16 protein-coding genes and 1 pseudogene are annotated in these 14,155 nt (G+C 69.3%); 12 read left to right on the top strand and 5 right to left on the bottom strand.

Annotation, left to right across the window (positions count from 1 at the left end; genetic code table 11):
• Window positions 1–120 precede the first annotated feature (120 nt).
• From AB0J69_RS43865 to AB0J69_RS43855, 3 genes are read right to left on the bottom strand one after another with little or no spacing between them, the layout of a single operon-like run.
• Window positions 121–1,101, bottom strand: coding sequence for an ABC transporter substrate-binding protein (locus tag AB0J69_RS43865; RefSeq protein ID WP_364130873.1), 981 nt, complete (start codon window positions 1,099–1,101; stop codon window positions 121–123).
• Window positions 1,098–1,898, bottom strand: a complete 801-nt coding sequence (locus tag AB0J69_RS43860; RefSeq protein ID WP_364131017.1) for an ABC transporter ATP-binding protein — start codon at window positions 1,896–1,898, stop codon at window positions 1,098–1,100. Before AB0J69_RS43860 ends, AB0J69_RS43865 begins: the two co-directional genes overlap by 4 nt.
• A 2-nt stretch (window positions 1,899–1,900) precedes the next feature.
• On the bottom strand, window positions 1,901–2,923 hold the full coding sequence (locus tag AB0J69_RS43855) for an iron ABC transporter permease (protein WP_364130870.1): 1,023 nt from the start codon (window positions 2,921–2,923) through the stop codon (window positions 1,901–1,903).
• Window positions 2,924–3,259: 336 nt separating this feature from the next.
• Here AB0J69_RS43855 and AB0J69_RS43850 point away from each other — a divergent pair, with 336 nt between their 5' ends.
• From AB0J69_RS43850 to AB0J69_RS43825, 6 genes and pseudogenes are all read left to right on the top strand, one after another.
• On the top strand, window positions 3,260–4,180 hold the full coding sequence (locus tag AB0J69_RS43850; RefSeq protein ID WP_364131015.1) for a permease: 921 nt from the start codon (window positions 3,260–3,262) through the stop codon (window positions 4,178–4,180).
• Window positions 4,177–4,890 (top strand): TIGR03943 family protein, encoded by a 714-nt coding sequence (locus AB0J69_RS43845; protein ID WP_364130867.1) that lies wholly within the window; start codon window positions 4,177–4,179, stop codon window positions 4,888–4,890. The genes AB0J69_RS43850 and AB0J69_RS43845 overlap by 4 nt, the downstream gene beginning before the upstream one ends.
• Before the next feature lie 10 nt (window positions 4,891–4,900).
• A complete protein-coding gene (locus AB0J69_RS43840; RefSeq protein WP_364130864.1) occupies window positions 4,901–5,719 on the top strand; it encodes a TIGR03943 family protein in 819 nt (272 codons plus the stop codon).
• A gap of 364 nt (window positions 5,720–6,083) precedes the next feature.
• A pseudogene (locus AB0J69_RS43835) lies at window positions 6,084–6,290 on the top strand (NADP-dependent oxidoreductase); the annotation flags it as partial.
• A gap of 277 nt (window positions 6,291–6,567) precedes the next feature.
• Window positions 6,568–7,029 carry a zinc-binding dehydrogenase gene (locus AB0J69_RS43830; RefSeq protein WP_364130861.1) on the top strand — a complete coding sequence of 154 codons (462 nt, stop codon included), beginning with the start codon at window positions 6,568–6,570 and terminating at the stop codon, window positions 7,027–7,029.
• Between the two features lie 42 nt (window positions 7,030–7,071).
• Window positions 7,072–8,022, top strand: a complete 951-nt coding sequence (locus AB0J69_RS43825; RefSeq protein ID WP_364130858.1) for an alpha/beta hydrolase — start codon at window positions 7,072–7,074, stop codon at window positions 8,020–8,022.
• Here the strand turns inward: AB0J69_RS43825 and AB0J69_RS43820 are convergent.
• Window positions 8,014–8,340 carry a hypothetical protein gene (locus AB0J69_RS43820; protein WP_364130855.1) on the bottom strand — a complete coding sequence of 109 codons (327 nt, stop codon included), beginning with the start codon at window positions 8,338–8,340 and terminating at the stop codon, window positions 8,014–8,016. The genes AB0J69_RS43825 and AB0J69_RS43820 overlap by 9 nt on opposite strands.
• Before the next feature lie 82 nt (window positions 8,341–8,422).
• Window positions 8,423–9,106, bottom strand: coding sequence for a helix-turn-helix domain-containing protein (locus AB0J69_RS43815; RefSeq protein WP_364130853.1), 684 nt, complete (start codon window positions 9,104–9,106; stop codon window positions 8,423–8,425).
• Window positions 9,107–9,196: 90 nt separating this feature from the next.
• Here AB0J69_RS43815 and AB0J69_RS43810 point away from each other — a divergent pair, with 90 nt between their 5' ends.
• From AB0J69_RS43810 to AB0J69_RS43785, 6 genes are all read left to right on the top strand, one after another.
• Entirely contained in the window at window positions 9,197–9,697 is a 501-nt protein-coding gene (locus AB0J69_RS43810; protein ID WP_364130850.1) for a DUF1772 domain-containing protein, read from the top strand.
• 703 nt (window positions 9,698–10,400) lie between these two features.
• Window positions 10,401–10,838, top strand: coding sequence for an SRPBCC family protein (locus tag AB0J69_RS43805; protein ID WP_364130847.1), 438 nt, complete (start codon window positions 10,401–10,403; stop codon window positions 10,836–10,838).
• Between the two features lie 418 nt (window positions 10,839–11,256).
• On the top strand, window positions 11,257–12,195 hold the full coding sequence (locus tag AB0J69_RS43800) for a cyclase family protein (protein WP_364130844.1): 939 nt from the start codon (window positions 11,257–11,259) through the stop codon (window positions 12,193–12,195).
• 367 nt (window positions 12,196–12,562) lie between these two features.
• Window positions 12,563–12,805, top strand: a complete 243-nt coding sequence (locus AB0J69_RS43795; RefSeq protein ID WP_364130841.1) for a hypothetical protein — start codon at window positions 12,563–12,565, stop codon at window positions 12,803–12,805.
• A 572-nt stretch (window positions 12,806–13,377) separates the two neighbouring features.
• On the top strand, window positions 13,378–13,707 hold the full coding sequence (locus AB0J69_RS43790; RefSeq protein ID WP_364130838.1) for a PadR family transcriptional regulator: 330 nt from the start codon (window positions 13,378–13,380) through the stop codon (window positions 13,705–13,707).
• A gap of 2 nt (window positions 13,708–13,709) precedes the next feature.
• Window positions 13,710–14,111 (top strand): DUF1048 domain-containing protein, encoded by a 402-nt coding sequence (locus AB0J69_RS43785; protein WP_364130835.1) that lies wholly within the window; start codon window positions 13,710–13,712, stop codon window positions 14,109–14,111.
• Window positions 14,112–14,155: the final 44 nt, after the last annotated feature.

The following is a 14,155-nucleotide window of genomic DNA, read 5'->3' as shown; positions in this document are numbered from 1 at the left end:
ACAGCGGGGATGTCCTCCGTAAGGCCGGAATGAGGGTATGGAAGTGGGGGGATCGATCCGGCTCGGCGGGGCGAGGTTCGCCGGACGGTGGCGCGACGGACCGGACGAGGTTTCAGCCGGTCACTTCGGAAGCTCGCGCAGGTATTCGGCGAAGCCTTCGAGGCCGTCGATGTTGCGCGGCCCGCTGATGCCCTCGTTGTAGTCGAGGATGTGGAAGCGGTCGTTGACGACGGCGGGCAGCTTGCTGGTGGTGGGGAACTCCTTCAAGAACTTGATCTTCTCTGCGGCGGGCTTGTCCCCGTAGTCGAGGATGATGATCACCTCGGGCTTGGCCTGCACGACGGCCTCCCAGGTGACCTCGCTCCAGCGGGCGTCCAGATCGCCGAAGATGTTCCGGCCGCCGGCGAAGCGGATGATGTCGTTGGGCGGCACCTGGCTGCCGGCGGTGAACGGTTTGTCGGTGCCGGAGTCGTACAGGAAGACGGAGGTCGGCTCGCCCTTGGGCGCCTGGGCCTGTACTGCCTCGACGCGCTTGCGGTAGTCGGCGATCAGAGCCTGGGCTTCGTCCTCGACGCCGAAGATCTTTCCGAGGCGGTCGAGGTCGGTGTAGAGCGCCTCGAACGGTGCGACCCGCTCGGGGTAGCCGGGATAGTTGAAGCACGATTCGGTGTGCATGAAGCTCTGGATCTTCAGCCCGTCGAGGATCTCGGGGGTGATGCCGCGCTGGTCACTGAAGCCTGAGCGCCACCCGGCGACCACGAAGTCGGCCTTGGCGTCCACGACGAGTTCGCGGTTGAGCAGGTCGTCGCTGAGGAACTTGACCTTGGCGTACTCGCTCGCCCAAGGGGATTCCGTGACCGGCGGGTTGGCCGGCGGCATGACGTAGCCGTGGACGTGCTGGGTGAGCCCGAGGGCGAACATCTTGTCCGCGCTGCCGCCCTCGTAGACGACGGCGCGCTGTGGAGTGGTGTATTCGATCTCCTGCCCGCACCTCTTGACCGCCACCTTGCGCGCGGCGGTGCCGCCGTCCTCCACCTGCGCGCCGCACCCGGCGAGCAGGAGTGTGCCCGCCAGGAGCGCGGCGAAGGTACGTGTGTTCACGCGACGTTTCCTTTCATGGTCGTGGTCGTGGCCGAGCCCAGGTCGTAGAGCACCTGGGGAACTCCGGTCAGCGGATGCGGGACGACGCTCGCCTCGACGCCGAACGCCTCGCGGAGCAGCTTTTCGGTGAGGACCTCGGCGGGTGGGCCGCACGCGACGAGGCGTCCGTGGGACAGCACCGCCAACTGGTCGCAGGCGGAGGCGGCGAGGTTGAGATCGTGCAGGGTGACCAGCACGCTCAGCCCGGAGTCCTTGAGCATCGACAGCAGCCGGATCTGGTGGTGGAGGTCGAGATGGTTGGTGGGCTCGTCCAGGACCAGCACCTGCGGCTCCTGCACGAGCGCCCGGGCCACCAGGACGCGCTGGCGTTCCCCGCCGGACAGCGACAGCACACCGCGCGCCGCGAGGTGCAGCACCTCCGTCTGGGCCATGGCCTGACGGCACAGTTCCCGCTCGCGGGCGCTGAGCGCCTGGTTGCCGCGCAGGTGGGGGGCGCGGCCGAGGGCGACGATCTCCTCGACCGTGAAGTCGAGGTCGGCCCGTCCTTCCTGGGTGAGCGCGGCGATCATGCGCGCGCTGTCCCGCAGGGGCATCCGCGACAAGTCCTTGCCGTCGATCCAGACCACGCCACCCGTCGGCCGCAACGCCCGATACACGCACCGCAGAGCCGTCGTCTTCCCCGACCCGTTGGGCCCGACCAGACCCACCACCTGGCCCGCCTCGACCGCGAGCGCCAGGTCCTCGACGATGGCGGCACCGTCGATGGACATCGAGAGATCGTCCAGCAGCAGGCGCACCATCAGCGGCCTCCGAACAGGTAGCCGCGGCGGCGCAGCAGGATGACGAAGACCGGGACGCCCACCAGCGCGGTGATCACGCCGAGCGGCAGCTCGCGCGGCGCCACCAGGGTCCTGGCCACCAGGTCGGCCCACACCATGAAGATCGCCCCGACCAGCGGGGCGATGGTGAGCACGCGTACGTGCGCGGCCCCGACCCACAGGCGCACCAGATGCGGCATGACCAGCCCGACGAAACCGATGGCACCGCTGACCGCGACCATGGCGCCGGTCGCCAGCGAGGTCAGCACGAACAGGCCCCGGCGCAGCTTCACGGTGTCCACGCCGAGGCTCACCGATGTCTCATCGCCCAACGCCAGGATGTCCAGGCTGCGCGCGAACCGGCGCAGCGCCACGGCGGTGACGACGGTGACCGCCGCCACGACCGGCAGCGCTCCCCAGGTCGCCGCGCCGAAGCCGCCCATCGACCAGAACAACACCGTGCTGGTCGACTCCCCGTCGGGGACGAAGTACACGATCAGGCTCATCACCGCCTGGAAACCGAAGGCCATCGCCACCCCGGTCAGCACCAGCCGCAGCGGCATCAGGCCCCCTGCGCCCCGCGAGGCCAGATAGACCAGGCCGGAGACGAGTAGCGCCCCGAGAAAGGCGCCGGCCGAGACCGCGTAAATCCCCAGGGCGGTGAGCGCGCCCGTGACGCTCACCAGCACCGCCCCGGCCGACGCGCCCGACGACACTCCGAGGACGAACGGGTCGGCCAGCGCGTTGCGCACCATCGCCTGAATGGCCACGCCGACCACGCTGAGCCCGGCCCCCACCAGGACCGCCAGCAGCACGCGCGGCGCCCGCACCTGCCAGATGATCTGGTAGGCCGTGACCTCGTCGGCCGTGATCGAACCGCCGGTCACGGCCGCCCACAGGAAACGAAGCGTCTCCCCCGGCGGCACGGCGGCGGCACCCAAGCCGATCGCCAGCAGCACCGACACCGCGAGGACGACGGCCAGCAGAGCTGCGATCAACGGCATCGCGAATGTCGTGGTGAAGCGGGGGTCTTCAGCTTCCGGGGCCGCTGGTGGGGGTGCCAGGTCGGAGTCCGAGGAGCCTGACTCGGGCAACGATCGCAAAGGTACTCCAGAAAATGAGAATCATTTCCGGGAGACCGTATCATCACAAATGCCCCATCCGTGTTCGGGTGAAGGGGGTGGGACAACCCCGCTAGTCTGCTGCCGCGTGCCTGCTTGCGAGTGGGGAGGGTGATGTCGCAGCCGAGTACGACGAATCGGCCGGGCCCGGAGAGCCGCTTGCCGCCGGAGCCGGAGGCGCACCGGCACACCGGCGGGTTCCGGCTGCCGTGGGCGTTCATGGGGCTGGTGGCCCTGCTGGCGGCGGGGCGGTTCCTGCTGGCTCCGCATCTGACGTCACCGGCGCTACAGACCTGGGCGACCGTGTTCGTGGCGGTGTGCGTTCAGGCGCTGCCGTTCCTGGTGTTCGGGGTCGCGCTGTCGGCGGCCATCACCGCCTTCGTGCCCGCGTCGTTCTGGACGCGGGCGCTGCCCCGGCGTACCTGGGCGGCGGTGCCGGTCGCGGGCGTGGCAGGTGCCGTGCTGCCCGGCTGCGAGTGCGCGTCGGTGCCGGTGGCCTCCGGGCTGATGGCGCGCGGCGTGCCGGCACCGGCGGCGCTGGCGTTCCTGCTGGCCTCTCCGGCGATCAACCCCGTGGTGCTGGTCGCCACCGCCGTGGCCTTCCCGGACGACCCGGCGATGGTGGCCGCCAGGTTCGCCGCCTCGCTGGCGGTGGCCGTACTGGCCGGCTGGATCTGGGCGCGGTTCGGGCGCGCCGCGTGGCTGCCGGCGCCGCGCCGTCCCGCCGAGGCCGGCCACGGCAAGGTGGCCGCCTTCCTGGACACGATGCGCCATGACCTGCTGCACGCCGGCGGGTTCCTGGTCGTCGGCGCGCTGGCCGCGGCGACCCTCAACGTGCTGATCCCCCGCGACTGGCTGACCGCGGTGGCCGGGGTGCCGGTGGTGTCCGTGCTCGTCCTGGCCCTGCTGGCGGTACTGCTGTCGATCTGCTCGGAGGCCGACGCGTTCGTGGCGGCCTCGCTCACCGCGTTCTCCCCGACGGCCAAGCTGGCGTTCCTGGTGGTCGGCCCGATGGTGGACCTGAAGCTCATCGCCCTGCAGGCCGGCACCTTCGGCCGGGCCTTCACCCGGCGTTTCGCGCCGCTCACGCTGGCCCTCGCGATCGGGGTCAGCTTCGTCACGGGCTGGGTGTTCCTGTGAGCCGCCATGCGCAAGGGGCCGTCCTGCTGATCCTCGGCGCGACGCTGCTGAGCATCTCCGCGTTCTCCACGACGTACGTCAATTACGTCAAACCCGGCTTCCGGCCGCTGCTCATGGGAGCCGGTGCGGTGCTGGCGGTTCTCGGCCTGCTCTCCGTCGTCGCGGACGTGCTGGGCCGGCCCGCTGCACACGACCACGACCACGACCACGGCCACGGTCACGGCCCGAGGGTGGCGTGGTTGCTGGCCGCGCCCGTCTTCGCCCTCGTGCTCGTCGCCCCGCCCGCGCTCGGCGCCTTCGCGGCCCGGCGCACCGACGGCCCGCCGGCACCGCCCCGGACCGCGGCCTATCACGCGCTGGCCGAGAGCGAGGTGACGGAGCTGACGCTGGGCGAGTTCATCGGGCGCGCCTACGCGCCGTCAGGCCCGTCGCTCACGGGCAGGAAGGTCAGGCTGATCGGCTTCGCCGTCCCGGCCGAGGACGGCAGGGGCTGGTATCTGGCCCGGATGCAGCTCCGCTGCTGCGCCGCCGACGCTCTCGCGCTGGAGGTCGCCGTCCACGGCGCGCCCGCACCGGCCGAGGACTCGTGGGTGGCGGTCACCGGCACGTGGATCCCGTGGCAGCACGGGGTGCCCGATGACTATGTGGTCCCGGCCGTGACCGCCACCAGCGTGACCGGCATCGAGCAACCGGCAGAGCCGTACGAATAGGGTTGCGCCGGTGAATCGGGTCACGCAGAACCTGCTGCTCCTCCTGCTCGGCGGGGCGCTGTTGAAGATCTCCGTCTTCTCCGCGGACTTCGCCAACTACGTCAAGCCGGGTTTCCGGCCGCTGGTGATCGCGGCGGGCGCGGTGCTGGTCGTCCTTGCCGCGGCCGCGCTGGCTCTCGACCGCCACAGGAGCATGAGCGCGGCCCGCCAGACGGAGCTCCTCCGCGCTCGCGGTGCCGAGGAGGCGCATCTGGCACGGCTGGTCGGCCGCGATCCGGTCGCCCCTGCGCGAATCCATGCGCACGAGCGCGAACACGAACACGTGGGAGGGCACCGGGTGGCATGGCTGCTGGCGGCTCCGCTGGCGGTGATCTTCCTGGTCGCTCCCCCGGCCCTCGGCTCGTTCGCCGTCCGGCAGGCCGAGCAGAGCTCTCACGTGCCGCCACCCACGCTCGTCGACGCCCGCCCCACCGTGCTGAAGAACGGCCGGGTGAACGTGCTGAGCATGATCGAGTTCGCCAACCTGGCCTGGGACGACCCCAGCGGATCCCTGCGAGGCAAGACCATCCGGCTGACCGGCTTCGTCGTGCCGTCCGGCCGGGATGACGCGTGGCACCTCACACGCATGCGGATCAGCTGCTGCGCCGCCGACGCCCTCATGATGCAGGTCGTGGTGAAAGGCGCCCCCGTCCCCGAGACGGATTCCTGGGTACGCGTCACCGGCACCTGGATCCCGCGGAAGATCCAGAGAACGGGCACCTACACTCCGCCCGAGATGACCGCATTGCGGGTCGAGCGGATAGCAGCGCCCGACGAACCATATGAATGATCTCGCCGAGCAATCGGGCTGAGAATGCACAGCTGATCTCCCGCATCGACCCCGAGTCGCGCGTCGCCATGGTTGGGGCCGGCGCAACCTGGTCTGCGGTGAACGCCGCCGCCGAACAGCATGGCTAGCTCGGACCGGCCGGCTCAGCCCCGACTGTGTCCGTTGCTCCACCGTGTGACGCAGGAGGCTGCCCACCTCGATCAGCGCGAAGTACGCGCCGAGTTCGGCGGGATCGAGCGGCGGAGGGACGCTTCTTCGGTCATACCGCATCGTACTTGCTTCGAGTTCGAAGCAGTGCTAGCTTCATTTCGCTGAGCTGCTTCGAATCCGAAGCATATTGCCTCCTCGAAGAAAGAAGTTGGTCATGAAGGCAGTGCGATTCCACGAGTACGGCGATGCTGATGTCCTGCGCTACGAGGACGTGGCGCTGCCCGTCCCCAGCGCTGGTGAGGTTCGCATCCGGGTCGCGGCGACGTCGTTCAACCCGGTCGACGCCGGTATCCGCAGCGGTGGTCTCCAGGGCCCGTTCCCGGTGACGCTCCCGCACACGCCTGGCATCGACGTCGCCGGAACGGTCGACGCGCTCGGCGACGGCGTCGATGCGGTGGCGGTCGGTGACGAGGTCGTCGGATTCCTCCCGATGATCGGCGACGGCGCAGCCGCTGAGTACGTCATCGCGCCCGCCGAGGTCCTGGCGGCCGCGCCTTCGAGCGTGCCGCTCGCTGACGCGGCGGCCCTGCCACTGGTGGGCCTGACCGCATGGCAGGCGCTGTTCGAACTCGGCGAGCTCACCCCCCGGGCAGCGCGTGCTCATCACCGGTGCCGGAGGCGCTGTCGGTGCGTACGCGGTGCAGCTGGCAAAGAACGCCGGCGCGCACGTCATCGCCACGGCGAGCCCGCGCAGCGCGGACCGGGTCCGGGCCGCCGGTGCCGACGAGGTCCTCGACCACACCGCGACCGACGTGGTGGACGCGGTGACCCAGCCGGTCGACCTCTTGCTCAACCTCGCACCGATCGAGCCCTCGCAGCTCGCCGACCAGGCCGCTCTCGTGCGGTCCGGCGGGGTCGTGGTCAACACCACGGTGTGGATGCAGGCGCCGAGCGACGAAACGCGCCATGTGCGCGGGCTCAACGTCTTCGTCCGGAGCGACGCCAAGCAGCTGGCCGGCCTCGTGGCGGCCATCGACCGAGGCGAACTTCACATCGACATCAGCCGCCGTATCCAGCTCAAGGACCTCCCGGCCTTGCACGCGGAAGTCGCCGCCGGTGCCGTGTCCGGCAAGGTCGTCGTCCTTGCGCCGACCGCCTAACCCTCTCGTCCCTCACTGGACTCGAACCGAACGGAACCGAACATGTCCCTCATCCTGGATCCCGAAGTCGCCGAAGCCATGGCCCCGATGGGCGAAGCGATGGCCGGCATGACCCCGCCGGTCGTCGGCGACGTCGCCGGACGACGCGCCATGTGGGAACCGATCCTTGACGCGTCAGGGAAGGCCCAGCCGATCCCGGAGGACGTCACCACACACCACTACGTCGCCACCACGGACGACGGCGCCCAGATCACGATGCGCTGGTACGCCAAGAACGAGAGCTCCCCCGGCTCGGCCGTGCTGTTCCTCCACGGCGGCGGCTACCTTTTCGGCCACATCGAGCACTTCGACGGACCCGTCACCCGGTACGTCTCGGCGAGCGGCGTGCCCATGCTCTCCGTCGAGTACCGCCGAGCACCCGAACACCCCTACCCCACCCCGCTCGAGGACGCCTACACCGCCCTGAAGTGGCTCAACGGGCACGCCGCCGAGCTCGGCGTCGACCCCGACCGGATCGGCGTCATGGGCGACAGCGCCGGTGGGGGTATGGCGGCCGCACTCTCCATCCTCAGCCGCGACCGCCGCGGCCCGCAGATCGCCCGGCAGATCCTCCTGATGCCGATGCTCGACGACCGGAACACCACCCCGGACCCGCACATCGCGCCCCTCGCCGTGTGGACCTACGACGACAGCCGCACCGCCTGGCCCGCACTTCTCGGCGACGCGGCCGGCGGGCCTGACGTCCCGGCCACCGCCGCCCCGGCTCGCCTCGAGAACGCGACCGACCTGCCGCCGGCCTACCTCGAAATCGGGCAGATCGACGCCTTCCGCGACGAAGCCAGCGCCTACGCCATCACGCTCAGCCGCGCCGGCGTCCCGGTCGAGTTTCACCTCCATCCCGGAGTCCCGCACGAATTCGACTCCATCGCCTTCAACGCGGACGTCTCCCGGCGCGCGATCGCCGACCGCGTCCGCGTCCTGAAGTCAATCTGAACCCTTCGGAGCACGCTCGCCCTCGCCCCGCGAGCGTGCTCCGAAGGGTTCCTGTTCTGCCCTTGGCGCACAGATCGCCTGTTCGACAGGGGATCGCTCAACCAACGCTCCACCCGCGATCAGTGCCGCTGCGACGCCGGCTTCCGGTCCCTGAAGGAAGCCCTCGACACCACCTCCCCCGGCGGCCGCCTCGTCTTCCACGTCTTCCATGTCTTCCACGTCTTCGCCGCGCTCGCCGAGTTCATCCGCGAGCTTGCCCGAACCGGGCCGCCCTGCCGTCGAACAGTCAACGGTGTGATCCGAGCTGGATACGGACACTACTCTCCAGCTCAGGCGGGCCCAGGTTCCACCACCAGGAAGATCATGAGGCCTGTTCCCCCGGCTTGGGCTTCGGGCTGACTCAGTTCGCGAGCCATTCATCGTGCGGGTGTTCGAGGAGAGCCGCCGCGAGCATCGTGGCGAGCCACTCCTCGTATTCGCCTTCGCTCCATCCGCACACTTCGGTCAGCTTCTCGAAGTTCTCCGTCGAGGTGAGGACGTAGATCTGCGCGGCCGCTCTGGCGGGCGGCAGGTCCGGGCGCAAGGCGCCGATGGCGTGGAGGTGCTCGGCCGGTCCGCGGCTTCCGGTCAGCCGTTCGTGTTCGATGCCGGTCAGCATGTCCTGGAGTCCGGCGTCGGTCGGGGAGGCGGCGGCCGCGGCACGCAGCACGCGGTGCACGGGTTTGATGCGCCGCAGGATCGCGGTGGCCATGGCGGCGTAGCGGGCCAGCTTGCGTACGGGGTCCGGTTCATCGATGATCGCCTGCACCTCAGGGCGGTCGCACTGCGGCAGGGGCCGGGCGTCTCCGGCCAGGGTGATGTCGTAGACCAGCTTGGCCAGCCCGGGTTTGCCGCCGGGGCAGGACGTGTACAGCGTCTGGACGGCCACGCCGGCTTCGCGTGCCACCTCGGCCATGGTGGTGTCGGCGTAGCCCTTCCTGATCATCAGCTGCCGCGCCGCTGTCGCGATCTTCTGCCGGGTGGCCTGGGCGTGCTCCTGGCGCAGGGCGCTGGAGTAGGGGCGGCGCTTCTTCTGTTCGGTCATCGGATCCATGGTCTCAGATACATATTGATTAGATTCACCTCTAATGAAAGAGTGTTCATCTAGTCAACGGCTGGATGGGGAGGTCGTACGGTGTCCCTGGTTCTCATCGTGTCCCGGATGGTCGCGTTGTTACTGGTCGGCGTGTACACGGGCGGCGTCTGCTTCGTGGTGATCGCCCCGTCGGTGGCCCGGATGCCGGGGCCCGCGTACGTCAGGTACTGGCAGGCCCTCAACGTCGACTACGGCCGCGGCATGCCACCACTCCTGCTGGCCGCGGTGGCGGCGACGGCGGTCGCGTCGGTCCTGTCGTGGCGGCGCGGATGGCTCGTCCTCGGCGCCAGCTCGGCCGCCCTGATCCTGGTGATCCTCACGATCGTCCTCACCCTGGCAGGCCTGGAACCGCTCAACCGGATCGCGGACGCCTGGGATCCCGACCAGTTGCCCGCCGACTGGCAGGAGAGCCGTCAACGGTGGCTCCACCTGCATCTCGTCCGAACGGCACTCGCCCTCGCGGCGTTCGCCTGCTTGATCATCGCCCAGGGCTTCGACCATGGCGCAGGGGAATCCACATGGCACGATCCGCCCCGTTGACAACATCGGTCGCTCCGCAGCCCATGGGCGGTCCCACCCCGCGGCCACTCCTGCCTGCCCGTCCTCGCCCCGGCAGCCGCAGCCTTGACGCGCGGGCGCCCGAGGCGCTCGAGGTCTACCAGCGCGTGCGCCGGGTCATGGTCGAGGAACCGGCGATCGTTCCTGGATCCGAAACGGGCCCAGGTTCTCACGGCGCGGGCGGCCGAGATGGAGCGGCTGCGTGACGACCTGGTGAGCATGGATGGCATTTCGGCAGACGCAGCGTTCGACTCGATGGCGACCGACCGCACCTACCGGAGTGCACGCTCCATTCACGACGGGCGACTGGCGTCACCAAGCCGCCGGCGTAGGGCTTCACCTGCGCATCCACCATGCGGACGCGAGACACGAGCAGCGGGACGAAGCGATGTCGCCTTCATGAAGCGTGACATCCATTCACCCCACTGCTCCCACGTGACCGGCGAATATCTGATCGACTCGGTCGTCACGCTCTAACCCTTCTGCCGGCGGTCGTCGCCCTTCCTTCGCCGCAGCCGGGCCGAGCTTTCCCGCCGGTCGCGCACGCGTACGGACGCGGTACGGGGCCGGCCGGGTGACCTGCCGGGGAAAAGGCGGGATGATCACCTGGACGAGGAGGCGCGGGCGGGACGACGCCTGAGCCTGTTCCTCCGTCAGGACGAGTCCGATTTCGGAGAGTGAGAGCATGAACAAGCGCCAGGTCTCGGCCACGCGGATCATCCGTGCGAACAGTGACACGATCTTCGACCTGCTGGCCGACCCGCGGAAACACAGCCTGATCGACGGGTCGGGAACCGTGGTGGCCTCCAAGACGGACGCTCCGGAGCGGCTCAGCCTGGGCGCCCGGTTCGGGATGGACATGAGAATGAGCCTGACGTACAAGGTCCAGAACGAGGTGGTGGAGTTCGAGGACGGACGGCTCATCGCCTGGCGGCACGGCGGCGGCCACCGGTGGCGCTGGCAGCTCGAGCCCGTCGGCGAGCAGGAGACCCGGGTGACCGAGACCTTCGACTGGTCGACGGCGAAGATCGGCGTGCTGTTCCCGCTGCTCGGCTTCCCGTCCAGGAACAAGGTGGCGATGGAGAAGAGCCTCGAACGGCTCGCGAACCTCCTCGAACGCTGAGCGCGATGTCGGGATGCCCGCCGAGCAGCATCAGCTCCAGCGCCGTGTGCTCGCCGAAGGACGGCCCATCGCCCTTGGCGTCGGCAGCGCGCCGTGCGCGGTGCGCCGGCCGCCGGCCGCCGGCGAGTCCCGAACGCGTCCCAACCTTGGCCTTCCACGGCCGCGTGGTGGGCGAGTGCGGTGACGAACGGCCGCGCCGCGGTCGAGCTCGCCGGCTGCCTGAACCCGACATCGCTGGGTGCCGATATAACATCCGGCCAGGTCAAGCCGTATGCCGGTACTCCATCGGGGCGCTCCCAAGTGCCGTCTCTCCGGCCCCGGCGAGGTCGTATCCAAGGAGAGGGCGGGATACCCTGCCTGCGATGCCTCGAACCACGTGACCGGAGGAGTCGATGCTGGGATGACGGCAGGGCGACCGATGCCCACACAGGACGACGTGCTCGGGTACTTCGACACGCTGTCGAACTGGGGACGGTGGGGCGACGACGACGAGCTCGGCACTCTGAACCACATCACCGACGACGTCCGGCTGGCGGCGGCGCGGGCCGTGCGCCACGGCAGGAGCGTGTCGTGCGCATGGGAGGTCGCCGTACCGGAAGACATGGAGCGGTCGACGACGGCGTGCCCGTGCGCCGCCGACATGCCGGGTGCCGAGAACATGCCGGTGCCCGGATTCCGCAACGACCGGCGCTGGGGCTTTTCGACCGAGCGGCTCGGCATCACGTTCCACGGCAACACCCTCACCCACGTCGACTCGCCGTGCCACATCTTCTGGGACGGCGCGATGTACAACGGGCGGTCGCACTCGTTGGTCGACGCCGCAACGGGATCGGCGTGGGCGGCCGTCACGGCGGCGGCGAACGGGATCGTCACGCGTGGTGTCCTGCTGGACATTGCGCGGGTCCGCGATGTGCCGTGGTTGGAACCGGGGCAGGGTGTGTTTCCCGAGGATCTCGAGGAGGCCGAGCGTCGCCAGGGTGTGCGGGTGCGATCCGGCGATGCGGTACTCCTGCGGACCGGCTATGGCCGTGTCCGGCACGAGGCCGGTGTGGCCAGCGGTTTCACGCAGGCCGGCTGGCACGCCTCCTGCCTGCCGTGGCTGCATGAGCGGGAGGTCGCGCTGATCGGCGCTGACAGCCCCCAGGACGTTCTGCCGTCGGGGTACGAAGCCGTGTTGATGCCGGTTCACGCCGTGAGCCTCGTCGCGATGGGTCTGTGGATGCTCGACAACTGCGATCTGGAGGCGTGCGCGACAACGGCTGCCGAGCTCGGCCAGTGGGACTTCCACCTCGCAGTCGCGCCGGTCCGCTTCGCCGGTACGTCCGGCAGCCCGGTCAACCCGATCGCCACCTTCTGACCGCGGTTCACGAGGGGGTGCGATGCCATGGAGGACCCGGCCCGCACCCGGAACCCGGTCGTGGTCGGTGAGGACACGCCGCGCTGGCCGGGAACCAGGCGGCACGAGCGCCTCAAGGCGGGATGTAGCAGCGTGCGATAGCCGCCGGCCGGACTGACGTTGGACCCATCGTGTGGCGTTCGTCGAGCCGTTCGACTCGTCGGAGGCGGGTGCCTCCGACGGTGGTGCTCGGCCGCGGCAGGAGAATGACCAGGCGGGCACCGAGCCGCCTCCATGACCTCGACCAGGTCACGGTCAGAGCCGAACAGGGCGTCGATTCTCGGCACGGATGGCTTGGACAGGCGATGCTCGACGGGTCAGAGTCTATTTGCACCGCATCTCGGACGCGACCGACCTGGTGGACTTCGGCCGCAACCCGGCAGCGCCGGAGTTCGGCCGGTACGGGATGCTCAACGTCCGGTACGGCAAGGCGAAGAAGGGACAGCACACCCAGCGCCAGAACGTCCTATCGGCGGTGAAGCGGTGGCCGACTATGTGGGCCACGTACGGCCCCGGTTCGGCTGCACAGATCACCCTGCGTCACGGGCCATCGAGCGTGGCGGACGCGTGAAACCGGCATTCTTCCCGGCGACGAGCACGATGGCCGATCTCGACGGACGGAGAAGCGGTGACGGCCAAGCTGGACTACCAGTGGCATCCGCGACGGGCTGGCGAAGAAGACCAAGGTGAGCCGGTGTCGGTGACCTGCGGCCGAAGCTAGCTCGGAGCAGTCGGGCCGATGGCTGAGTGAACGGCCAACCCGACGCCATTGATCGCGTCACCCGCGACGAGCCGTGACGACGGGCCGCGATGCACGTGCAGGGCCGGCGGAAACTCAGGCAGAACGCTGCAGGGACAGCACGCTACCGCGTCGGCCAGGCGCGCCAGGCCGGCGGATGCCCCCGGCGGTGAGCGGGTTGGCCGTGGTGTCGTGTCAGCACGGCGACGGTCCCGTATCAGCGCTTCCGGCGATGGTGGATGCCGTGAACGCGGACTCACCCGCGAACAGCGATCAGGACGCCCACACCCACACGCTCATGATCCCGGATCGCAGCTCAACTATTCGGCGTTGCTAAGTACCAGTAGTTAGTGTTACTTTGTACCAGTAGTTAGCGACACCAAGTAGCTGAAAGGAGGTGTTCCATGGGCAAGCTGGTGACCGAGATGCTCAAGGGGACGCTGGAGGGCATCGTCCTGGCGATCCTGTCCGCCCGCCCCGCGTACGGCTACGAGATCACGGCGTGGCTGCGCGATCAGGGCTTCGCCGACATCGCCGAGGGCACCATCTACGCGCTTCTGGTCCGCGTCGAGCAGCGCGGCCTGGTCGACGTGGAGAAGGTCCCGTCCGAGAAGGGGCCGCCGCGCAAGGTGTACTCCCTCAACGACCAGGGACGGGAGTACCTCGAAGAGTTCTGGAGGACCTGGGGCTTCCTGGCCGAGAGGCTCGAACAACTCCGCAAGGGAGGCACGTAGAGATGACGACAGGGTCGAACGAGCCGAAGAGCCGCTACCTGCAGTACCTGGAGATCGTCACCGGGTCATTGGAGGAGAAGCGGCGCTACCGGCAGTACAAAACGCGCATCAAGCAGCTTCCCGAGAACTACCGCACGGCGGTCGAAGCGCTCGAGCGCTACCTGATGCACTTCGGGCCGGCGGACGGCGCCGGCGCGATGGCGATGTACGAGGACCTCGCCGACTTGTTCGAACAGGGCGCGGCGGACGGAACCCCGATCCGCGACCTCTTCGGGAGAAACCCCGTGGAGTTCGTCGAGGCGTTCATGGCCAACTACCCGCTCGGCCAGTACAGGACCCGCGAGCGCAACCGCTTCACCAGCGCCATCGAGCGCGCCGCGGGCGAAGAAGACAGGAGAGTCTGAGATGACGACACAGCAGACCCCGGCGATCCAGGTGCACGGCCTGG

The organism is Nonomuraea sp. NPDC049709 (assembly GCF_040674815.1).
Lineage (GTDB): Bacteria > Actinomycetota > Actinomycetes > Streptosporangiales > Streptosporangiaceae > Nonomuraea.
Note: the sequence above shows the minus strand (reverse complement) of the source record. Positions and strands in the feature narration are given on the sequence as shown.